The sequence below is a fragment of the Streptomyces cinereospinus genome (genome assembly GCF_042430725.1).
Classification (GTDB): domain Bacteria; phylum Actinomycetota; class Actinomycetes; order Streptomycetales; family Streptomycetaceae; genus Streptomyces; species Streptomyces cinereospinus.
This window is the reverse complement of the sequence record NZ_JBHMCY010000077.1, coordinates 17,968-37,838: the sequence shown is the minus strand read 5'-3', so window position 1 is coordinate 37,838 and position 19,871 is coordinate 17,968. Positions and strand designations below refer to the sequence as shown.

Sequence of the window (19,871 nt, the reverse complement as noted above, 5' to 3'; positions counted from 1 at the left end):
CCGCGCCGCCCGCGGCGACCGGGTCGCGCCGCCGGCCCGCGGGGCGAAGGGCTCGCCGCGGCGGCTGACCACGGGCGGCGCGCGGGCGGTGAGCCGCTCGTGATGCCGGTGGACGTGGCCGACGCCCAGGCCGTCGACGCCGTCGTCCGCACGGGTGGATGTCCCGTCGCTCCGGACCGGTGGCCACGGCTTCACCGTCGGCGTCGGCGTGCTGGCCGCGCGCCGGCTGACCCGCCCGACCCGCCGTTCAGGCCGGATGAGCCGGGCGGGCCAGGTGGGCCGGTTAGCCGCATGAGCCGGGCGCGTCGGGCAGGCCCCCTCACCGCGGCAGCTGCGGCAGCACCTTGGTGCGGTAGAAGTCGAAGAAGCCGCGCTGGCCGGGGCCGATCTGGTTGACGTAGACCCGGTCGAAGCCGGCCTCGGCGAAGGCGGCGAGCGCGCAGACGTGGTCGTCGACGTCGTCGCCGCAGACCGTGTTCTCGCGGACCATCTCCTCGGTGACCAGCGGCTCCAGCTGCTCGAAGTGGCGCGGCGAGGGCAGCACCTGGCCCATCTCGCCGGGCAGCAGCTGGTTCGACCACAACCGGCGCACGGTGCGCACCGCCTCGTCCCGGTCGGTGCCGTAGCAGACCTTGGTCCCGCCGCTCACCGGCTTCGCCCCGCCGCCGCCCTTGCGGAACTGCTCCACCATCGACTCGTCGGGCGACATCGTGATGTAGCCGTCGCCGACGCGCGCCGCCAGCGCCGTCGCCTTCGGGCCGAAGCCGGAGATGTCGATCGGGACGGGCTCGTCGGGGACCGTGTAGAGGCGGGCGTTCTCCACCGTGTAGTGGGTGCCGTGGTGGCTGACCTCCTCGCCGGTGAACAGCCTGCGCATCACCTGCACGGCCTCCTCCAGCATCTCCATCCGGACGGAGGCGGGCGGCCAGGTGTGTCCCATGATGTGCTCGTTGAGCGCCTCGCCCGTGCCCACCCCGAGGCGGAAGCGGCCGTTCGTCATCACCGCGCTGGTCGCGGCGGCCTGCGCCACCACCGCCGGGTGGATCCGGACCGTCGGGCAGGTCACCGCGGTCTCGATCGGCAGGGACACCGCCTGGGAGAGCGCGCCGATCACCGACCAGACGAAGGGGCTCTGCCCCTGGGCGTCGTTCCACGGGTGGTAGTGGTCCGAGATCCACAGGGCCTCGAACCCCGCCTGCTCCGCCATCCTGGCCTGCTCGACGAGATCCGCGGGGCCGAACTCCTCACAGGAGAGGAAGTAGCCGTACTGGGGCATGAGGTACCTCCGCATGGGGGGCGGGTGGGGTGGGTGCCCGCCGGGTAACCGGCCGCCGGTGCGCCAAACGCCCGGCCGAACGGGGGGCCGTCCGCGTTTGGGTGCCCTGACCAGGGGGACGCGGAACACCTCGTACGAGACGACCGCCGGAGGCAAGACCGTGAGTCGACCCCGCATCGTGATCGTCGGCGCCGGCTTCGCCGGCTACCGGACGGCCCGCGAACTGTCGCGGCTGGCCAGGGGCAAGGCCGACATCACCCTGCTCAACCCGACCGACTACTTCCTGTATCTGCCACTGCTGCCCCAGGTGGCCGCCGGGGTACTGGAGCCGCGCCGGGTGACCGTCTCGCTGTCCGGCACGCTGCCGCGGGTGCGGCTGGTCCTCGGCGAGGCCGGCCGCGTCGACCTCGACGCGCGGACCGTGCACTACTCCGACCCCGAGGGCGGGGAGGGCGTGCTGCGCTACGACCGGCTGGTGCTGGCCGCGGGCAGCGTCAACAAGCTGCTGCCCATCCCCGGCGTCGCCGAGCACGCCCACGGCTTCCGCAGCCTGCCCGAGGCGCTGTACCTGCGCGACCACGTGACCCGGCAGGTGGAGCTGGCGGCCGCCGGGGACCCCGGGAACTGCGCCGCGCGCTGCACCTTCGTGGTGGTCGGCGCCGGCTACACCGGGACCGAGGTCGCCGCGCACGGGCAGCTGTTCACCGACGCGCAGGTGCGCAAGCACCCGCTGCGGGAGGGCATGCGGCCGCGCTGGATCCTGCTGGACGTCGCCCCGCGCGTCCTGCCCGAGCTGGACGAACGGCTCTCCGCCACGGCCGACCGGGTGCTGCGGCAGCGGGGCGTCGACGTGCGGATGGGCACCTCCGTGAAGGAGGCCACGCACGGCGGGGTGCTGCTGACCGACGGGGAGTACGTCGAGACCCGCACGGTCGTGTGGTGCGTGGGCGTACGGCCCGACCCGCTCGTGGGGAGCCTCGAACTGCCCCTGGAACGCGGCCGGCTGCTGGTCGACCCCTACCTGCGGGTGCCGGGCCGCCCCGAGGTGTACGCCTGCGGGGACGCCGCCGCCGTGCCGGACCTGGAGCGCCCGGGGGAGTACACCCCGATGACCGCGCAGCACGCCTGGCGGCACGGCAAGGTGTGCGCCCACAACATCGCCGCGTCCTTCGGTGTGGGGGAGCGGCAGGCCTACCGGCACCGGGACCTGGGGTTCGTGGTCGACCTGGGCGGCGCCAAGGCGGCGGCGAATCCGCTGGGCGTGTCGTTGTCCGGGGTCGCCGCCGGAGCGGTCACCCGCGGGTACCACCTCGCCGCGATGCCGGGGAACCGGGTGCGGGTGGCGGCCGACTGGCTGCTGGACGCCGTACTGCCGCGCCAGGCCGTGCAGTTGGGGCTCGTCCGGTCCGGGTCGGTGCCGCTGGACACGGCTTCGCCGGAGCTGGCGCGGGTGCCGGGGGAGTCCCCGGCGCGGTCCGGGGACGGGGCGGAGGCCGCGGCCCGGTCGGGCCCCGGGGGCGCCGCCGCTTCCGGCGCCGGTGACGGCGGCGGCGCCGATGCCGCCGCGGCCGGTCCCGGCTCCGGTGCCGGCGACGCCCGTTCCGGTGCCGGTGCCGACAGCGGTTCGCCCGCGTCCGGTCCCGCTTCCGGCGCCGAGCCGGCGAAGGACCAGCGGGGTGGGGAAGCCGCGAAGAGCCGGCCCGGCACCGAGCCGGCGAAGGACCGGCCCGGCGGCGAGCCCGCCGAGGACCGACCGGGCGGGGAACCGGCTGAGGGACAGCCCGCCGGGGCACCCGCAGAGAAGCAGCCCGCTCCCGGGCCCGGCGCGGGACACCCGTCCCCCGGGCCCGTGAAGCGCACCGACACTCCCGACGAAGGAGACCGATGAACACCCGCGAACTCGTCGAGCTGGCCCAGCAGTTGCGTGTGGACAGTGTGCGGGCCTCCGCCGCCGCAGGCTCCGGGCACCCGACGTCGTCGATGTCCGCCGCCGACCTGATGGCCGTCCTCCTCGCCCACCACCTGCGCTACGACTTCGACCGTCCGGACCACCCGGGCAACGACCGCTTCGTGCTGTCCAAGGGCCACGCCTCCCCGCTGCTGTACTCGGCGTACAAGGCGGCCGGCGCCATCGACGACGGCGAGCTGCTCACCTTCCGGCAGCTCGGCAGCAGGCTGGAGGGACACCCCACGCCGCGGCGGCTGCCGTGGGTGGAGACGGCCACCGGCTCGCTGGGCCAGGGCCTGCCGGTCGGGGTCGGGATCGCGCTGGCCGGCCGGCGGCTGGACCGTACGGACTACCGCGTGTGGGTGCTGTGCGGGGACAGCGAGCTGGCCGAGGGCTCGGTGTGGGAGGCGGCCGAGCACGCCGCGTACGAGCACCTGGACAACCTGGTGGCGATCGTCGACGTCAACCGGCTGGGCCAGCGCGGCCCCACCCGGCACGGCCACGACCTCGACGCCTACGCCCGCCGCTTCCAGGCGTTCGGCTGGCACACCGTCGAGATCGACGGGCACGACGTGGACGCGATCGACCGGGCCTACGGGGAGGCGGTCTCGACCAAGGGCCAGCCGACCGCCGTCCTGGCCCGCACCCTCAAGGGCAAGGGCGTCGAGGCGGTCGAGGACCGCGAGGGGCTGCACGGCAAGCCGCTGCCCGACGCGGAGGAGGCCGTCGCCGAACTCGGCGGCCCCCGCTCCCTGAGCGTCCACGTGCAGGAGCCGCCGGCCGCGCGCCTGCTGCACGCCGTGCGCGAGGAGCAGGTCCGGCTGCCCCGCTTCGAGCAGGGCGAGGAGGTGGCGACCCGGGACGCCTACGGCAAGGCGCTCGCCGCGCTGGGCGCCGGCCGCGGCGACGTCGTCGCGCTCGACGGCGAGGTGAGCGACTCCACGCGGGCCGAGGCGTTCGCCAAGGAGTACCCCGAGCGGTTCTTCGAGTGCTACATCGCCGAGCAGCAGATGGTGGCCGCCGCGGTGGGCGTCGCCTCGCGCGGCTGGGTGCCGTACGCCTCGTCGTTCGCGGCCTTCCTCACGCGCGCGTACGACTTCGTCCGCATGGCCTCGGTCAGCGGCGCCGGGATCAACCTGGTCGGCTCGCACGCGGGCGTCGCGATCGGGCCGGACGGGCCCTCGCAGATGGGCCTGGAGGACCTGGCCATGTTCCGGGCCGTGCACGGCTCGACCGTGCTGTACCCGTGCGACGCCAACCAGACCGCCCGCCTCGTCGCCGCCATGGCCGACCTGGACGGCATCCGCTACCTGCGCACCTCGCGCGGCAAGAACCAGGTGATCTACGGTCCCGACGAGGAGTTCGAGGTGGGCGGCAGCAAGGTGCTGCGCTCCTCCGCGACCGACCGGCTGACCCTGGTCGCGGCGGGCGTCACCGTACCGGAGGCGCTGGCCGCCGCCGACGCGCTGGACCGCGAGGGCATCCAGGTGCGGGTGATCGACCTGTACTCGGTCAAGCCGGTCGACCGGCTGACCCTGCGCCAGGCCGCGGAGGACACCGGCTGCCTGGTCACCGTCGAGGACCACCACCCGGAGGGCGGCCTCGGCGACGCGGTCCTCGACGCCTTCCTCGACGGGCGCCCCATGCCGCGGCTGGTGCGCCTGGCGGTGCGGACCATGCCGGGTTCGGCCGCCCCCGACCAGCAGCTGCACGCCGCGGGCATCGACGCCGAGTCGATCACCGCCGCCGTCCAGCTGCTGGTCGAACAGGCGGTCGTGCGGTGACCGGTGACGGGGCCACCACCGTGCGGGCGGGCCGGCGCACCGTCGAGGTGCACCGTCCGGACAAGGTGCTCTTCCCCGGCGGCGAGGACGCCGAGGAGTACACCAAGCGCGACCTCGTCGAGTACTACCGGGCCGTCGCCCCGTTCATGCTGCCCCACCTGCGCGGCCGTCCGCTGATGCTGGAGCGGCGCCCGGACGGCCTGGGCGGCCCCGGGTTCATGCAGAAGAACACGCCGGAGAGCTGTCCGGAGTGGATCACGCGCGTCGAGGTGCCCAAGGAGGGCGGCACCGTCCGCCACACCGTCTGCGAGGACGCCGCCACCCTGGTCCACCTCGCCGACCAGGGGTGCCTCACGCTGCACCGCTGGCTCTCCCGGTCCGGACGGCTCGACCGGCCGGACCGGATGGTGTTCGACCTGGACCCGTCCGGCGACTCCTTCGGCCCGGTGCGGGAGGCGGCCTGGCTGCTCGGGGAACTGCTGGACGAACTGGGGCTGCCCTCGGCACTGATGACCACCGGCTCGCGCGGGCTGCACGTCGTCGTGCCGCTCAACGGCCACCACGACTTCGACGAGGTGCGCGCGTTCGCCCGGGACGTCGCCGACGCCCTCGCCGCCGCGCACCCCGACCGGCTCACCACCGCCGCCCGCAAGAAGGACCGCGGCGACCGGCTCTACCTGGACGTGCAGCGCAACGGCTACGCGCAGACCGCCGTCGCCCCCTTCACCGTACGGGCCCGGCCCGGCGCGCCGGTCGCCGTGCCCGTCGCCTGGGACCAGCTCGACCACCCCGGCTTCGGGCCGCGCCGCTGGACCGTCGCCGACGCCGTCGACCAGGCCCGCACCAACCCCTGGGCCGGGGTGACGGCCCGCGGCCGCGCGCTCGGCCCGGCCCGGCGCCGGCTGAACGCGCTGCGCGGCTGACCCCCGGCTCCCGCCGCCACCGTCACGGCCACGCACCGCCCGGTGCGTGGCCGACACACGTACCGCCGCTGCGCAGGCGCGACACGTCCTGCGGCGAAAGCGCGCGGGTTCCGAAGGTTTGGCCAAGACATGAGCGGCCACCCGAACTTCGAGGTGGCCATGTCGAACACAAAGAACACGTCAGATTCGCAGGATTCACGTAACTCCCCCAAGAACCAGGAGTCTTCCGCGCAGCGGGAAGACGGTACGGCGGCCGACCGGCCGAGCCCCATGCAGGTGCTGCGCCACGCGCGCGCCCAACTGGCGGAACTCACCGGCATGGACGCCGAATCGGTGTCGTCCTTCACACAGACCGAGGACGGCTGGGCCCTGGAGGTCGAGGTCCTCGAACTCGCCCGGGTGCCCGACACGATGAGCCTGATGGCGAGCTACCAGGTCGAACTCGACCACGGCGGACAGCTCACCGGTTACCGGCGCGTCCGCCGCTACGAACGCGGGCGGGCCGACGCCCGCGGACCGGGCGGCCGCTAGACCCGCCCGGCCCCGGCCACACCCACCGACAGCCACACCCACCGACAAGGAGGAAGAGCCGGCATGACCGTTGTCCCGGCACAGCAGACCGGCGGTGGAGGCGGCAGCAGCGGCCTCTACGACGTACTGGAACTCGTGCTCGACAGGGGGCTCGTGATCGACGCATTCGTCCGCGTCTCCCTGGTCGGCATCGAGATCCTGAAGATCGACGTCCGGGTCGTCGTCGCCAGTGTCGACACCTATCTGCGCTTCGCCGAGGCGTGCAACCGCCTCGACCTGGAGTCGGGTCCGCGCAAGAGCCCCGGCCTGCCCGACGTCGTCGGCCAGATCACCGAGTCCGGCGCGCGCGGCAAGTCCAAGGGCGCCCTGTCCGGCGCCGCGCAGACCATCTCCGACGCCTTCAAGCAGGCGCGTGACGAAGGCGAGGCCGAGCCCCGCCCGCGCGCCCGCAAGACCACGTCCAGCCGCCGCAGGGAGGAGCAGGAGTGAGCACGTACGTCTACGGCATCACCGCGAGCGCGCACCCCGCGCTCCCGGACGGCATGGGCGGCGTCGGCGACCCGGCCCGGCCCGTGCGCGTCCTGAAGGAGGGCGGCCTGGCGGCGATCGTCAGCGACGCGCCCGAGGGGCTGCGCCCCAAGCGCAAGGACCTGCTGGCCCATCAGAACGTGCTCGCCGAGGCCGGATCGGCCGGGTGCGTGCTGCCGATGCGGTTCGGCAGCGTCGCCCCGGACGACACGGCGGTCACCGGCGTGCTGGCCGAGCGCGCCGAGCACTACCAGGAGCGCCTGACGGCGCTGGACGGCCGGATCGAGTACAACATCAAGGCCAACCACGTCGAGGAAGCCGTCCTGCACCACGTGATGGCCGAGAGCCCGGAGATCCGCGCGCTCGCCGAGGCCAACCGCACGTCGGGCGGCGGAAGTTACGAGGACAAGATCCGGCTGGGCGAGATGGTCGCGGCCGCGGTCAAGGCCAAGGAGGCCGGGGACGCCCGGGCGCTCCAGGAGATCCTGGAGCCGGCCGCGGAGGCGGTCGGCGTGGGCCCGGAGTCCACGGGCTGGCTCGCCAACGTGTCGTTCCTGGTGGACCGGCACGCGGCGGAGGACTTCCTGGCCGCGGTGGAGCGGGCGCGCAAGGACCTGCCGCACCTGGAGGTGCGCGTGAACGGCCCGCTGCCCCCGTACAGCTTCGTCGAGACCGGTCCCGCCGAGCCGGCCGGCAGCACGGCCGGCGGCCTGGGCACCGGGGCCGGGTGACGGCATGGGCCTGATCTCGGAGGTGCTGCTGCTGCCGTTCGCCCCGGTGCGCGGCAGCGCCTGGGCCATCCGGCAGGTGCTCCACGAGGCCGAGCGCATCTACTACGACCCGGCCACGATCCGGGCCGAGCTGGCCCGGCTGGAGGAGCGGCTGGAGGCCGGGGAGATCAGCGAGGAGGAGTTCGACCGGGAGGAGGACGAACTCCTGGACCGGCTGGAGATCGCATCGCGCAACGGCGCGGGAACGGGCAACGGGACGTCACGATGAATCGAGCGGGACTGGGCCTCGCGGTAGGGGCCGGATACGTCCTCGGACGGACGAAGAAACTGAAACTGGCGTTCGCCGTCGGCACGCTCGTCGCCGGCAAGCGCATGAACCTGACCCCGCGGGCGCTCGCGGACCTGGTGTCCGGGCAGCTGCGGAACAACCCGCAGTTCAAGGAGCTCGGCGACCAGCTCCGCCAGGACCTGCGGGGCGTGGGCGGCGCGGCGACGGGCGCCCTCGTGGAGCGGCAGCTCGACGCGCTCGCCGACCGCCTGCACGACCGCACGGCCGGCGTGCGGGATCGGCTGGGCGGTGCCGTGCCGCGGCGCCGGAGCCTCGGGGACGACGAGCAGCGCGACGGCGACCGGGACGACGACCGGTACGGCGACGACCGCCGGTACGAGGACGAGGACCGTGGCGCCGGAGCCCGCCACGACGACCACGACGACGAGGCCGGGCACGACGACGAGCCGGACGCCGGGGAGCCCCGGTCGGCGGACCGCGAGCGGCGGGCGGGCGAGAAGGGCGGGGCGGACAGGACCGCCTCGAAGCCGCCCGGGCGCAAGACGGCCCCGGCGAAGAAGGCGGCCGCCAAGCGCACCGCCGCCCGCAAGACCACCGCCTCCGCGAAGACGGCCGCCCGGAAGACCGCCCCGGGGCGGTCCCGGACGTCGAAGGGAGGCGACGACCGATGACCGAGACCCTCGGATCGGCCGCGTCCAGGGCGGGCCGCCCGGCCCGCGGCAACCCGCTCACCGAGGTGGCCCACGGCGAGGCCGCCGACCGGCTGAAGGCGGAGGCCCAGGAGTACCTCGCCGCGCAGGCCACCCGGCTGCTCACCGGACTCGGCCGCAAGCTCGGCGAGACCACCGGCAAGCTCAACGACATCGCCGACGGCAAGAGCCCCGGCTTCGCCCGGCTCGCCCTCGACGGCGGCCGCAAGCTCGCCGAGGGCAAGGGGCCGCTGCGCTCCGCGCTGGAGCTGGGCGCCTCCCGTGCCAAGGACAACGTGGCCGGGGCGCTGAAGAACCTGACCGCCGGCAAGGGCGGGCGCAAGGGCGGCTCCGGCCACCGGCCCACCGTGATCCTCGAGTACGTGGACGTGGGCGTGCCGCTGCGCACCGCCTACGACCAGTGGACCCGCTACCAGGACTTCAGCACCTTCGCCAAGGGCGTCAAGAGCGCCGAGCGCGCCGACGACACCACCTCGGACTGGCAGCTGAAGGTCTTCTGGTCCAACCGCAGCTGGAAGGCGCGCACCACCGAGCAGGTCCCGGACGACCGGATCGCCTGGACCTCGGAGGGCGCCAAGGGCACCACCAAGGGCGTCGTCTCCTTCCACCGGCTCGCCGACAACCTCACCCGGGTCCTGCTGGTGATCGAGTACTACCCGAAGGGCCTGTTCGAGAAGACCGGCAACCTCTGGCGCGCCCAGGGCCGCCGCGCCCGGCTCGACCTGAAGAACTTCGCCCGGCACCTCACCCTCCGGGGCGAGGCGGCGGACGGCTGGCGCGGCGAGATCCGCGACGGCGAGGTCGTTCGCGGCCATGACGAGGCGGTCGCCGAGGAGGAGGAGGCCGCGCAGGAGGCGGGCACCGACCAGGACGACGGCGGGTACGAGGCCTACGAGGACGAGTACGACGAGGACCGGGAGCCCGACGAGGAGTACGAGGAGGATCCTCGCGCGGACGGGGAGCCCGGGGCGGAGAATGGCACCGAGGAGCCCGAGGAGGCCTATGACGAGGCGACCGATGACGAGGTGGCCGATGACGAGGTGGCCGATGACGAGGTGGCCGACGACGAGGCGGCCGACGACGAGGTGGCCGATGACGAGGTGGCCGACGACGAGGCGGCCGATGACCAGGTGACCGACGGCGAGTACCGGGACGGTTACGCCGACGCCCGGAGCGGCCGATGACGTCACCGGCCCGCCTGCCCGAGCCCTACGGCCACGACGGCGGCGCCAACCTCGCCGACATCCTGGAGCGGGTGCTCGACAAGGGCGTCGTCATCGCCGGCGACATCCGGATCAACCTGCTCGACATCGAGCTGCTCACCATCAAGCTGCGGCTCATCGTCGCCTCCGTCGACAAGGCGAAGGAGATGGGCATCGACTGGTGGGAGGAAGACCCGGCCCTGTCGTCGGGCGCCCGCCGCAAGGAGCTCGCCCGGGAGAACGCCGAGCTGCGCGAGCGGCTCGCGGCGCTGGAGACCGGCCGCGCACAGGAGGAGAGCGAGAGCCCATGACGACCGGACTGCGGTACGTGTACGCCGTCTGCCGCCCCTTCGGCGCGGCCCTGCAGTCCCAGCTGACGGGTGTGGCGGGCGCACCGCCCAAGCTGCTGCACCACCGCGGCCTGGTCGCGGTGGTCAGCGCGGTGCCGGAACGGGACTTCGCCGAGGAGGCGCTGCGCGCCCATCTGGAGGACCTGGAGTGGCTCACCGCCACCGCCCGGGCCCACCAGGGCGTGATCGACGCGCTCACCACGGTGACGACGCCGCTGCCGCTGCGGCTGGGCACGGTCTTCCGGGACGACAGCGGCGTCCGGATGATGCTGGAGGCCCGCGAGGGCGACTTCCTGCGCACCCTGGACCGGCTGGCGGGCCGGGTGGAGTGGGGCGTGAAGGTGTACGCCGAGTCGTCCACAGCCGAGGAGCCCGCGGCCTCCCCGGAGGCCGCGGGCTCCGGGGAGGCCGCGCCGGAGGCGGAGAACGGGCCGGCGGCCGGGAAGGCCATGTCCGGGCGGGACTACCTGCGCCGGCGCAGCCGGAGCGTGCGGGAGCACGAGTCGGGCCTGCGCCGGGCCGAGGAGTTCGCGGACCGGCTGCACGAGAGGCTGGCCGCGCGCGCCGAGGACTCCCGGCTGCACGCGCTGCAGAGCGCCGCGCTGTCCGGGGCGTCCGGCCGCAACGTGCTGAACGCGGCCTATCTGGTGCCGCGCGCCCAGTCCGAGGAGTTCGTGGAGATCGTGGACCGCACCAAGGACGAGATGCCCGGGGTCCGGGTGGAGCTCACCGGCCCCTGGGCGGCCTACTCCTTCGCCGGGGGCAAGCCGTGACGGTGATCGAACGCCGTGAGATCGCCCTGGTGGACCTGCTCGACCGGCTGCTGGCCGGCGGCGTGGTCATCACCGGCGACATCACGCTGCGCATCGCGGACGTCGACCTCGTCCGCATCGACCTGAACGCCCTGATCAGCTCCGTGAACGCACAGGTACCGGCGCCCTGGGGTGATCCGACGTGACAGCTCCGCGCAAACGGCTCGACCTGGAACCCGACACGGTCGAACGGGACCTGGTCAAGCTCGTGCTGACCGTGGTGGAGCTGCTGCGCCAGCTGATGGAGCGGCAGGCGCTGCGCCGGTTCGACGAAGGCGGCCTGAGCGAGGAGCAGGAGGAGCGGATCGGGCTCACGCTGATGCTGCTCGACGACCGCATGACGGAGCTGCGCGAGCGCTACGGGCTGCGGCCCGAGGACCTCAACCTGGACCTCGGGCCGCTCGGACCGCTGCTGCCCCGGGAGTGACGCCCGCGGTCGGGTCACCAGCGGTACCAGCGCCCCCTGGTGCCGCCGGCGGTCGTGCCGCGCAGCAGGAATCCCAGCAGCCACAGGACCAGCACCGCGACGGCGATCCACCAGAGCACCTCCACGGCGAACCCGGCGCCGAAGAGGACCAGTACGAGAAGCAGGACGAGCAGGATGGGAACCATGGCGAACCTCCTGCCGCCCGAGTGACCCGCAAGCGCCGTTTCAGCCGCCCTTGCGGCACAGGATCTCCCCGTGCAGCACGCCGAACCAGCCGTCGGCCGCCGTTCCCCACTCCCGCCAGGCCCCGGCCACGGCCCGCAGCCGCTCCTCGGTGGCGTACCCGGCCTCGACGGCCTGCCGGGCGTAGGCGGACGCCAGGGTGCGGTCCGCCCACAGGCCGCTCCACCACTCCCGCTCCCCGGGCGTGGCGAAGGTCCAGGTGCTCGACGTGGCCGTGACGTCGGCGAGCCCCGCCCGCAGCGCCCAAGCCTTCAGCCGCCGGCCCGCGTCCGGCTCGCCCCCGTTGGCGCGGGCCACCCGCCGGTACAGCTCCAGCCAGTCGTCCAGGCCGGGTGCGGCCGGGTACCAGGTCATCGCGGCGTAGTCGGCGTCGCGGGCGGCGACCAGCCCGCCCGGCCGCGTCACCCGCGCCATCTCGCGCAGCGCCTGTACCGGGTCGCCGACGTGCTGGAGCACCTGGTGGGCGTGGACCACGTCGAAGGTGTCGTCGGGGAAGTCCAGCGCGTGGACGTCGGCGACCGCGAAGTCGACGCCGGTCAGCCCCCGTCCGGCCGCCGTGGCCCGGGCCCGCTCCAGGACGTCCGGCGCGCGGTCGACGCCCGTGACGTGCCCGTCCGGGACCAGCTCGGCCAGGTCCGCGGTGATGGTGCCGGGTCCGCAGCCGACGTCCAGGATGCGCAGGTGCGGCTCCAGCGAACCCAGCAGGTACGCCGCCGAGTTGGCGGCCGTCCGCCAGGTGTGCGAGCGCAGCACGGACTCGTGGTGCCCGTGGGTGTAGACGGCGGTCTCCTGCGCCTTCGGCATGGCGGTACCCCTTCGTCGGGTCGGTGAGCGTTGCGCGCCCACCGTACGCGTCAGGCCGAATGGTGAGACAGAAGATTCCGCAATACGGACTGACGGAGTGTCAGTTCTGTTGGGGCAGCGGCCGGTAGACCACCAGCGCCTCCGGCATCTTCTCCAGCGTCACCTCGCCGTCCACCTCGGTGACCTCGCCGTCGTAGGCGAGCAGCGTGCCCGGGGCGACACCGGCCAGCCGCAGCCGGCGGACCTGGACGGCGGCGTGCGCGGGGGAGCGGGTCAGCGGACCGGCGAGGGCGGCGGCGAGCAGGCGCAGCGCGGGCCGCCGTCCGCCGTGCACCACCCGGACGTCGAGCTGCCCGTCCGCCAGGTCCAGCCGGCGGGCCGGCGCCAGCCCCATCCGGTGATAGGTGCCGTTCCCGGCGAACAGCAGCCACAACGGCCGGGCCCGTCCGCCCACCTCCGCCTCCAGCGGATGCCGGTCGGCACGCAGCACGCGCAGCGCCGCGAGCACCCCGGCGGGCCAACCGCCGATCCGGTGCGACCACCGGTCCCGCTCGCGCACCAGCTCCGGATAGACGCCCAGGCTGCACGTGTTGACGAAGACGCCCCGCTTGTCGCCGCAGACGAACCGGCCCACGTCCACGTGGACCGCGTCGCCCCGGCCGATCGCCGCGGCCAGCGCCCGGGCGTCCTCCACCCCCAGGTCGTACGCGAAGTGGTTGAGCGTGCCGCCGGGCAGCACGGCGAGCGGCCGCCCGTGCCGCAGGGCGATCTCGGCGGCCGTGTTGACCGTGCCGTCGCCGCCGCACACGCCGAGCACCCGGGCCCGCGCGGCCGCCTTCTCCAGCTCGCCCGGCACGTCCTCCGGCACGCACTCGACGACCTCCGCCCGGGGCAGCGCGTCGCGCAGCGCCCGCACCCGGTCGGAGCTGCCCGCCGCCGTGTTGGCGACGACGACCAGCCCCTCGCCCTCGGGCAGCGCCGGGGCGTCCGCCCGCGGCCGGGGCGGCAGGGCGGCCTGGTCCCGGGTCGGCACCAGCCCGCGCACGGCGAACGCGGCGCCCACGCCCAGGGCCGCGCCCGCCAGCACGTCGCTCGGGAAGTGGACGCCGGTGTAGACGCGGGACATGGCCACCGAGAACGCGACCGGGGCGACGGCGGCACCCCAGGCGCGGGACTCCATGGCCACGCCGGCCGCGAAGGCGGCGGCCGAGGCGGAGTGACCGGAGGGGAAGGACGTGGTGATCGGCTGCCGCTTCAGATGCCGCACGGCCGGCACGGGGTCGAGGACCGGGCGCGCGCGGCGCACGCTGCGCTTGCCGACGGTGTTGATGGTGGCCGAGGCCAGGGCGAGGGACGCCACTCCGCGCACGGCGGCGCGGCGGGCCCTGGGGGTGCGGCTCGCCGCGATGACACCGGCCGTCGCGAACCACAGCAGGCCGTGGTTGGCGCTGCGGCTCAGCCGGGGCAGGACGGGACCGGCGGCGGGCCAGTGCCGCGCGGCGGCGAACTCGAACAGCCGGCAGTCCAGCGCGAGCAGCCGGTCGCGCAGGAGGTGCCGGCCGGGCTTCGGGACGGTGAGGTCGACGTCTGGGCTCATACCGGTGCGGGTACCCTGAAGTGGCCGTTTCCTGACCGGCCGGTGGTCACCGGCACCCGGAGGAACCCCCTGATGCGCCTGCTGCTCGTCCGCCACGGCCAGACCCCGTCCAACGTCGCCTACCTGCTGGACACCGCCGCCCCCGGCCCCGGCCTGACCGAGCTGGGCGCACGCCAGGCCGCCGCCCTGCCCGCCGCGCTCGCCGGCGAGGACGTCGAGGCCGTCTACGCCTCGACCCTCCTGCGTGCCCGGCGCACCGCCGCGCCGCTCGCCGCGGCCCGCGGCCTGGACGTGCTGGTGCGCGACGGTATCCGCGAGGTGTCGGCGGGCGACCTGGAGATGCTGCCGGGGGACTCCGAGCGCGGCGAGGCGTACATGCGGACCGTGTTCGCCTGGGCGGCCGGCGAGACCGGCCTGCGGATGCCGGGCGGGGAGAGCGGCGCGGAGGCGCTCGCGCGCTACGACGCCGTGGTCGCGGAGGCCGCCGGCAGCGGCGCCGGGACCGTCGCCCTGGTCAGCCACGGCGCCGCCGTCCGGATGTGGACCGCCGCCCGCGCCGACAACGTCGACGTGGCCTTCGCCGCCGCCCACCCCCTCGACAACACCGGCGTCGTGGTCCTCGAAGGCTCCCCGGCCGACGGCTGGAAGGCGCTGACCTGGGCGGGCGCCACGGTCGCCCCCGCGGGCGAGGGCGGCCCCACCGGGCGGTCCATGGACGAGACCGGACACGCCTCCCAGGTGCAGTGACCCCGACCGCAGGCCCCGGCCGCCCGGCTCGGATAAGCGTTTGCCCCGCGGGGCCGCCCACCCGGACAATGCGGCCCCATGGGACACCTGGAAGCCGCGCACCTTCAGTACCACCTCCCCGACGGGAGGGCCCTGCTCGGCGATGTCTCCTTCCGGGTGGGCGAGGGCGCCGTCGTCGCCCTCGTGGGACCCAACGGCGCCGGCAAGACCACCTTGCTCCGGCTGCTCTCCGGCGAGCTGAAGCCGCACGGCGGCTCCGTCGCCGTGAGCGGCGGGCTCGGGGTGATGCCGCAGTTCGTGGGGTCCGTACGGGACGAGACGACCGTGCGCGACCTGCTGGTGTCGGTGGCGGTGCCGCGCGTCCGCGAGGCCGCCCGGGTCGTGGACGCGGCCGAGCACGCCCTGCTGACCGTCGACGACGAGGCCGCCCAGCTGGCGTACGCGCAGGCGCTCGCCGACTGGGCCGAGGCACGCGGCTACGAGGCGGAGACGCTGTGGGACATGTGCACCACGGCCGCGCTCGGCGTGCCGTACGAGAAGGCGCAGTGGCGGCAGGTGCGGACGCTCTCCGGCGGTGAGCAGAAACGGCTCGTGCTGGAGGCGCTGCTGCGCGGCACCGACGAGGTGCTGCTGCTGGACGAGCCCGACAACTACCTCGACGTGCCCGGCAAGCGCTGGCTGGAGGAGCGCCTCGCCGAGACCCGCAAGACGGTGCTCTTCGTCTCCCACGACCGCGAACTGCTGGCCCGGACCGCCGAGAAGATCGTCTCCGTCGAACCCGGCCCGGCCGGCGCCGACGCCTGGGTGCACGGCGGCGGCTTCGCCACCTACCACGCGGCCCGGCGTGAGCGCTTCGCGCGCTTCGAGGAGCTGCGCAGGCGCTGGGACGAGCAGCACGCCCAGCTGAAGAAGCTGGTGCTGAACCTGCGTCAGGCCGCCGCGGTCAGCCACGAGATGGCGTCCCGGTACGCGGCGGCCCAGACCAGGCTGCGCAAGTTCGAGGAGGCGGGCCCGCCGCCGGAGCCGCCGCGCGAGCAGGACATCACCATGCGGCTCAAGGGCGGCCGCACCGGTGTGCGGGCCATCACCTGCGCCGGCCTGGAACTGACCGGCCTGATGAAACCGTTCGACCTGGAGGTCTTCTACGGCGAACGGGTCGCCGTCCTGGGCTCCAACGGCTCCGGCAAGTCGCACTTCCTCCGGCTGCTCGCCGGGGAGGCGGTGGCGCACACCGGCGAGTGGCGGCTCGGGGCGCGGGTGGTGCCCGGGCACTTCGCCCAGACGCACGCCCACCCCGAGCTGACGGGCCGCTCCCTGCTGGACGTCCTGTGGCGGGAGCACGCCCAGGACCGCGGCGCCGCCATGTCCCGGCTGCGCCGCTACGAGCTGACCGGGCAGGCCGAACAGACCTTCGACCGGCTCTCCGGCGGCCAGCAGGCCCGCTTCCAGATCCTGCTGCTGGAACTGCGGGGCGCCACCGCCCTGCTCCTGGACGAGCCCACCGACAACCTCGACCTGGACTCCGCCGAGGCGCTCCAGGAGGGCCTGGAGGCGTTCGACGGAACGGTCCTGGCCGTCACGCACGACCGTTGGTTCGCCCGCTCCTTCGACCGCTTCCTGGTCTTCGGCAGCGACGGCCGGGTCCGGGAGACGCCGGAGCCGGTCTGGGACGAGCGGCGGGTCGAGCGGGCGCGGTGAGCCCGCCGCCGCCCGGCCGCGGCCGTCACGTCCAGCGCAGCAGCGCGCCCAGACCGCCCACCGGCACGTCCTGCTCCCCGGCCGCCGCCACGGGGGCCAGCGAGATCGCCGGGGCGTTCGTCGCGACCGCCGAGCGCAGCAGGGCGTCGTCCGCCCGGGCCGCCCAGGAGTTCTGCTCGCCGAGGATCTCCAGGTCGGTACGGCGCACCGCCAGCTGGTCGGCGTCCTCGCCGATCCACACCTCGCGGTGCACGTCCGCGCCGTCCGGGCGGACCACCAGTTCGTCGATGCGGTGCTCCCGCGCCGCCTCGATCAGCGCGGGGACGCCCTCGACCGCTCCGGCGCGGCCCGCGCCGTGCGGTGCGCGGGCCGCCAGGAAGCGCTCCAGCTCCGTCCCGGCGTGCCGGCGCACATGTGCGACGCGGGCCTCCTCCACGTCCGCGTCGAGCAGCCGCCCGCCCGTCCCGTGCGGGGCCTCCACCACGCGCTCGTGCAGCCGCCGCGGCAGCCGCTCGTGCACGGCCTGCCGCTCGCGGTCCTCACCGACCAGGATCAGCAGGTCGGCGCGGGTCTCCTCCTGGCAGACCGCGAGCGCGTCGGCGATCTCCGCCGCGTTGTGCTCCCAGGTGTTCTCCACCCGGAGCTGGAAGTGCCGCTCCGACCGGTCGGCGCCGCTGGTGCGGTGCACGGGCCACTGCCGGCCGGTGACCGAACCGGCCGTCTCCCGGGCCAGCGCGCTGCGCAGCTCGAAGCCGGCGCCCCGCCGGTCGATGTACGCCACGACGGCCACCGCGTCCTCGCCGGTCAGGTCCAGCAGGGGGGCGGCCCGGGGCAGCGGCGCCCACGCGGCCCAGCCGTGCTGCGGGGCGCGGGCCAGCGGCGGGTCGAGGACCACCTCGCCCGCGCGGGCGAACAGGGCCCGGCCGTGCGGTTCCGGCGAGTGCCTGGGTTCCTCGATCGCGTCCCGCACGGCACGGCAGGTCGCCTCGTCGGCGCCCCGCCCCGCCAGCTCCCGGGACATCGCCTCGGCCGTCAGGTGCCGTTCGTGGGGCGTGTCCTCCGCGTGCCGTGACAGGTCGACGTACACGGAGGCCCAGGGGCCCGGATGTTCGTAGAGTGGATGCAGGAACGCGAGATCCATGGCTCCCTCCCGGTTGCCGCTCGGTCGCAGTGATTGCCGGGCGGGTACCCGTACCGCATGAGAGAACACGACGAGCGGGGTACCACGATGACCGGAGTCGACCCGGGCCGGCTGGATGACCAGCAGCTGATGAAGGAGCTGGAGACCATCCACCGCACACGCCACGACACGCTGCTGTACGGCTCGAACGACGCGCTGCGCGCGCACAACGAACGCATGGCCCAGCTGGAGGGCGAGTACCTGCGCCGCAACCCGCGCCGCTTCGTCGCCCCCGGCCGCACCCGCGACGGAGCCCGGGAACGCACCGCCAACGAGGCCGCCGACGCCTGACGCGGCCCGGGCCGGGCCCCGCGGTGCGGAGCCCGGCCCGGGCCGGTCCTGCCGGCGAACCCTGCCGCGGCACTCTAGGCGGTCTCCTCCGCGAAGACCTCCAGGAACGTCTCGCAGAACGCCTTCAGGTCGTCCGGCTTGCGGCTGGTGACCAGCTTGTTGGTGCCGTGGTCGCAGACCTTGACCTGCTCGTCCACCCAGGTGCCGCCGGCGTTGCGGATGTCGGTCCGCAGGCTCGGCCAGGAGGTCAGCACCCGGCCCCGCACGACGCCGGCCTCCACCAGAGTCCACGGCGCGTGGCAGATCGCCGCGACCGGGCGGCCCCGCTCGAAGAAGTCCCGCACGAAGGCCACGGCCTCGTCGTCCGTCCGCAGGAAGTCCGGGCTGGCGACCCCGCCGGGCAGCACCAGGCCGTCGAAGGAGTCGGCGGAGGTCTCGCCCACCACCTCGTCGACGGGGAACGTGTCCGCCTTGTCGAGGTGGTTGAAGGCCTGGATCTCGCCGCTCTTCGTCGACACGAGCACGGGCTCGTGCCCGGCGTCGGCGGCCGCCTTCCAGGGGTCGGTCAGTTCGACCTGCTCGACCCCCTCGGGTGCGGTGAGAAACGCGATGCGCATGTGTCTCAGCGTCCTTCCCTGTGTGTGTTCTTCACCTTGGCCCGGCGCCGCCTCACACCGGGCCCCGGATGTCGGGCGCCCGGCGTTCCACGGCGTGCGGGGCGGCCCTGCTGATGTCGGCGAGGGCGCTGTCCGGGTCCTGGGCCACCGCCAGGTCCCCGAGGCTCACCATCCCGACCGGCAGACCGTCCTCCACGACCGGCAGCCGGCGCACGGCCTTCTCGCGCATCAGCGCCACCGCCGTCGACACCGGGTCCTGCGGCCCCACCACCACCGGGTCCGGCGTGCACACCGACAGGGCGCTCACCGTGAGCGGGTCGACACCCTCGGCCACCGCCCGCACGGTGATGTCCCGGTCGGTCAGCACGCCGACCACGCGCTGCCCGTCCGCCACCACGACATCGCCGATGTCCTGGGCGCGCATCAGCTGCGCCGCCTCGACCAGCGAGGCGTCCGGACGGACCGCCACCACACCCGGCGTCATCACTTCGCGCACGTAGTCCGCCGTCATCACCTCTCCCTCCGCCGCTCACCCTCGGTCAGGGCCTCGGCCAGCTCCTGCACGTTGCCGTAGCGGGCCGAGCGGGGCAGCCGCCGCAGCGGCTCGATCAGGGCGTCGGGCGCGTTCCGCCGGCGCAGGGCGCTCATCAGCTCGCCCGGGCCCGCGGGGAACGCGGTGCGGCCCAGAATCCGGCCCAGCTCCAGCCGGGCCTCCGCCAGCGAGCCCGGCATGGCCGGACCGCCCGCGATGCGCGGGTCGTCCTCGGCGGTGGGCTCGGGGTCGTGCCACTCCTCCGTGCGGGTGGGGTGGCCCGACCTGAGCAGCCCCTGCAGTTCGTGCTTCATCTCCTCGTCCCGGTGGACGCTCAGCCGGTCACTGCCTCGCTGCATGTTGTGCTCCAAGTCCTCGGGGTCGCGCACCGCGTACCCGGAGGGCGGGCGGCGACACCGGCCGCGCCGAGCCGCGTCCGGTGCCGCCGTGTCCCGTCCCTCGCGCCTTCTCGCGGTGCCGTCGCCGACCGTGCCGCTGCCGGCGGTGCTCGTCGTCGTGCTGGCGGTGCTCGTCGTCGTGCCGGGCTGTCGCCCGTCGTGCTGGCGGTGCTCGTCGTGCCTGCCGGGCTGTCGCCCGTCGTGCTGGCGGTGCTCGTCGTCGTGCCGGGCTGTCGCCCGTCGTGCTGGCGGT

The 19,871-nt window shown here is 74.7% G+C and carries 24 protein-coding genes; 16 read left to right on the top strand and 8 right to left on the bottom strand.

Going from position 1 to position 19,871, the window contains the following annotated elements:
• Positions 1-319: 319 nt before the first annotated feature.
• Positions 320-1,276, bottom strand: coding sequence for an LLM class F420-dependent oxidoreductase (locus ACFF45_RS29580; RefSeq protein ID WP_381349771.1), 957 nt, complete (start codon positions 1,274-1,276; stop codon positions 320-322).
• 160 nt (positions 1,277-1,436) lie between these two features.
• Between ACFF45_RS29580 and ACFF45_RS29575 the strand changes: the two genes are divergently transcribed.
• The 13 genes from ACFF45_RS29575 (at position 1,437) to ACFF45_RS29515 (ending at position 11,511) form a co-directional block, all read left to right on the top strand.
• Positions 1,437-3,164 (top strand): FAD-dependent oxidoreductase, encoded by a 1,728-nt coding sequence (locus ACFF45_RS29575; RefSeq protein WP_381349767.1) that lies wholly within the window; start codon positions 1,437-1,439, stop codon positions 3,162-3,164.
• Entirely contained in the window at positions 3,161-5,008 is a 1,848-nt protein-coding gene (locus tag ACFF45_RS29570) for a transketolase (RefSeq protein WP_381349765.1), read from the top strand. Before ACFF45_RS29575 ends, ACFF45_RS29570 begins: the two co-directional genes overlap by 4 nt.
• Entirely contained in the window at positions 5,005-5,931 is a 927-nt protein-coding gene (gene ligD / locus ACFF45_RS29565; RefSeq protein ID WP_381349763.1) for a non-homologous end-joining DNA ligase, read from the top strand. Before ACFF45_RS29570 ends, ligD begins: the two co-directional genes overlap by 4 nt.
• Before the next feature lie 159 nt (positions 5,932-6,090).
• On the top strand, positions 6,091-6,462 hold the full coding sequence (locus ACFF45_RS29560) for a gas vesicle protein GvpO (RefSeq protein ID WP_381349769.1): 372 nt from the start codon (positions 6,091-6,093) through the stop codon (positions 6,460-6,462).
• A 63-nt stretch (positions 6,463-6,525) separates the two neighbouring features.
• Positions 6,526-6,951 (top strand): gas vesicle structural protein GvpA, encoded by a 426-nt coding sequence (locus tag ACFF45_RS29555; protein WP_381349762.1) that lies wholly within the window; start codon positions 6,526-6,528, stop codon positions 6,949-6,951.
• Positions 6,948-7,721 carry a GvpL/GvpF family gas vesicle protein gene (locus ACFF45_RS29550; protein WP_381349760.1) on the top strand — a complete coding sequence of 258 codons (774 nt, stop codon included), beginning with the start codon at positions 6,948-6,950 and terminating at the stop codon, positions 7,719-7,721. The genes ACFF45_RS29555 and ACFF45_RS29550 overlap by 4 nt, the downstream gene beginning before the upstream one ends.
• Before the next feature lie 4 nt (positions 7,722-7,725).
• Entirely contained in the window at positions 7,726-7,989 is a 264-nt protein-coding gene (locus ACFF45_RS29545; RefSeq protein ID WP_381349758.1) for a gas vesicle protein GvpG, read from the top strand.
• On the top strand, positions 7,986-8,681 hold the full coding sequence (locus ACFF45_RS29540; protein ID WP_381349756.1) for a DNA primase: 696 nt from the start codon (positions 7,986-7,988) through the stop codon (positions 8,679-8,681). The genes ACFF45_RS29545 and ACFF45_RS29540 overlap by 4 nt, the downstream gene beginning before the upstream one ends.
• On the top strand, positions 8,678-9,904 hold the full coding sequence (locus ACFF45_RS29535) for an SRPBCC family protein (protein ID WP_381349755.1): 1,227 nt from the start codon (positions 8,678-8,680) through the stop codon (positions 9,902-9,904). The genes ACFF45_RS29540 and ACFF45_RS29535 overlap by 4 nt, the downstream gene beginning before the upstream one ends.
• Entirely contained in the window at positions 9,901-10,233 is a 333-nt protein-coding gene (locus ACFF45_RS29530) for a gas vesicle protein (RefSeq protein ID WP_381349754.1), read from the top strand. Before ACFF45_RS29535 ends, ACFF45_RS29530 begins: the two co-directional genes overlap by 4 nt.
• The gene (locus ACFF45_RS29525; protein WP_381349753.1) at positions 10,230-11,045 is read left to right on the top strand and encodes a GvpL/GvpF family gas vesicle protein; all 816 of its coding nucleotides are present in this window, start codon (positions 10,230-10,232) and stop codon (positions 11,043-11,045) included. Before ACFF45_RS29530 ends, ACFF45_RS29525 begins: the two co-directional genes overlap by 4 nt.
• Complete coding sequence (locus ACFF45_RS29520) at positions 11,042-11,230, top strand: gas vesicle protein (RefSeq protein WP_171109447.1); 189 nt, start codon at positions 11,042-11,044, stop codon at positions 11,228-11,230. The genes ACFF45_RS29525 and ACFF45_RS29520 overlap by 4 nt, the downstream gene beginning before the upstream one ends.
• Positions 11,227-11,511, top strand: a complete 285-nt coding sequence (locus ACFF45_RS29515; protein WP_381349752.1) for a gas vesicle protein K — start codon at positions 11,227-11,229, stop codon at positions 11,509-11,511. The genes ACFF45_RS29520 and ACFF45_RS29515 overlap by 4 nt, the downstream gene beginning before the upstream one ends.
• Positions 11,512-11,525: 14 nt before the next feature.
• On the opposite strand, the gene ACFF45_RS29510 is transcribed toward ACFF45_RS29515, so the two are convergent.
• The 3 genes from ACFF45_RS29510 to ACFF45_RS29500 form a co-directional block, all read right to left on the bottom strand.
• Positions 11,526-11,696 carry a hydrophobic protein gene (locus ACFF45_RS29510; protein ID WP_381349751.1) on the bottom strand — a complete coding sequence of 57 codons (171 nt, stop codon included), beginning with the start codon at positions 11,694-11,696 and terminating at the stop codon, positions 11,526-11,528.
• Positions 11,697-11,736: 40 nt separating this feature from the next.
• A complete protein-coding gene (locus tag ACFF45_RS29505; protein ID WP_381349750.1) occupies positions 11,737-12,558 on the bottom strand; it encodes a class I SAM-dependent methyltransferase in 822 nt (273 codons plus the stop codon).
• A gap of 100 nt (positions 12,559-12,658) precedes the next feature.
• Complete coding sequence (locus ACFF45_RS29500; protein WP_381349749.1) at positions 12,659-14,155, bottom strand: bifunctional phosphatase PAP2/diacylglycerol kinase family protein; 1,497 nt, start codon at positions 14,153-14,155, stop codon at positions 12,659-12,661.
• A 72-nt stretch (positions 14,156-14,227) separates the two neighbouring features.
• On the opposite strand from ACFF45_RS29500, the gene ACFF45_RS29495 reads away from it, so the two are divergent.
• Both ACFF45_RS29495 and ACFF45_RS29490 read left to right on the top strand, forming a co-directional pair.
• The gene (locus tag ACFF45_RS29495; protein WP_381349747.1) at positions 14,228-14,902 is read left to right on the top strand and encodes a histidine phosphatase family protein; all 675 of its coding nucleotides are present in this window, start codon (positions 14,228-14,230) and stop codon (positions 14,900-14,902) included.
• Between the two features lie 78 nt (positions 14,903-14,980).
• Positions 14,981-16,600 (top strand): ABC-F family ATP-binding cassette domain-containing protein, encoded by a 1,620-nt coding sequence (locus ACFF45_RS29490; protein WP_381349746.1) that lies wholly within the window; start codon positions 14,981-14,983, stop codon positions 16,598-16,600.
• A 25-nt stretch (positions 16,601-16,625) separates the two neighbouring features.
• Here ACFF45_RS29490 and ACFF45_RS29485 read toward each other — a convergent pair whose 3' ends face one another.
• Positions 16,626-17,741: a baeRF2 domain-containing protein gene (locus tag ACFF45_RS29485; protein ID WP_381349745.1), complete on the bottom strand. Its 1,116-nt coding sequence runs from the start codon at positions 17,739-17,741 to the stop codon at positions 16,626-16,628.
• Positions 17,742-17,798: 57 nt separating this feature from the next.
• Here ACFF45_RS29485 and ACFF45_RS29480 point away from each other — a divergent pair, with 57 nt between their 5' ends.
• Entirely contained in the window at positions 17,799-18,071 is a 273-nt protein-coding gene (locus ACFF45_RS29480; protein WP_381349744.1) for a DUF6158 family protein, read from the top strand.
• Positions 18,072-18,145: 74 nt separating this feature from the next.
• Here the strand turns inward: ACFF45_RS29480 and ACFF45_RS29475 are convergent, their stop codons facing one another.
• The 3 genes from ACFF45_RS29475 to ACFF45_RS29465 are packed head-to-tail and all read right to left on the bottom strand — an operon-like array spanning position 18,146 to position 19,579.
• Positions 18,146-18,688, bottom strand: coding sequence for a type 1 glutamine amidotransferase domain-containing protein (locus tag ACFF45_RS29475; RefSeq protein WP_381349743.1), 543 nt, complete (start codon positions 18,686-18,688; stop codon positions 18,146-18,148).
• A 52-nt stretch (positions 18,689-18,740) separates the two neighbouring features.
• Positions 18,741-19,199 carry a CBS domain-containing protein gene (locus ACFF45_RS29470; RefSeq protein WP_381349742.1) on the bottom strand — a complete coding sequence of 153 codons (459 nt, stop codon included), beginning with the start codon at positions 19,197-19,199 and terminating at the stop codon, positions 18,741-18,743.
• A complete protein-coding gene (locus ACFF45_RS29465; protein ID WP_381349768.1) occupies positions 19,199-19,579 on the bottom strand; it encodes a DUF2795 domain-containing protein in 381 nt (126 codons plus the stop codon). The genes ACFF45_RS29470 and ACFF45_RS29465 overlap by 1 nt, the downstream gene beginning before the upstream one ends.
• Between the last annotated feature and the right edge of the window lie 292 nt (positions 19,580-19,871).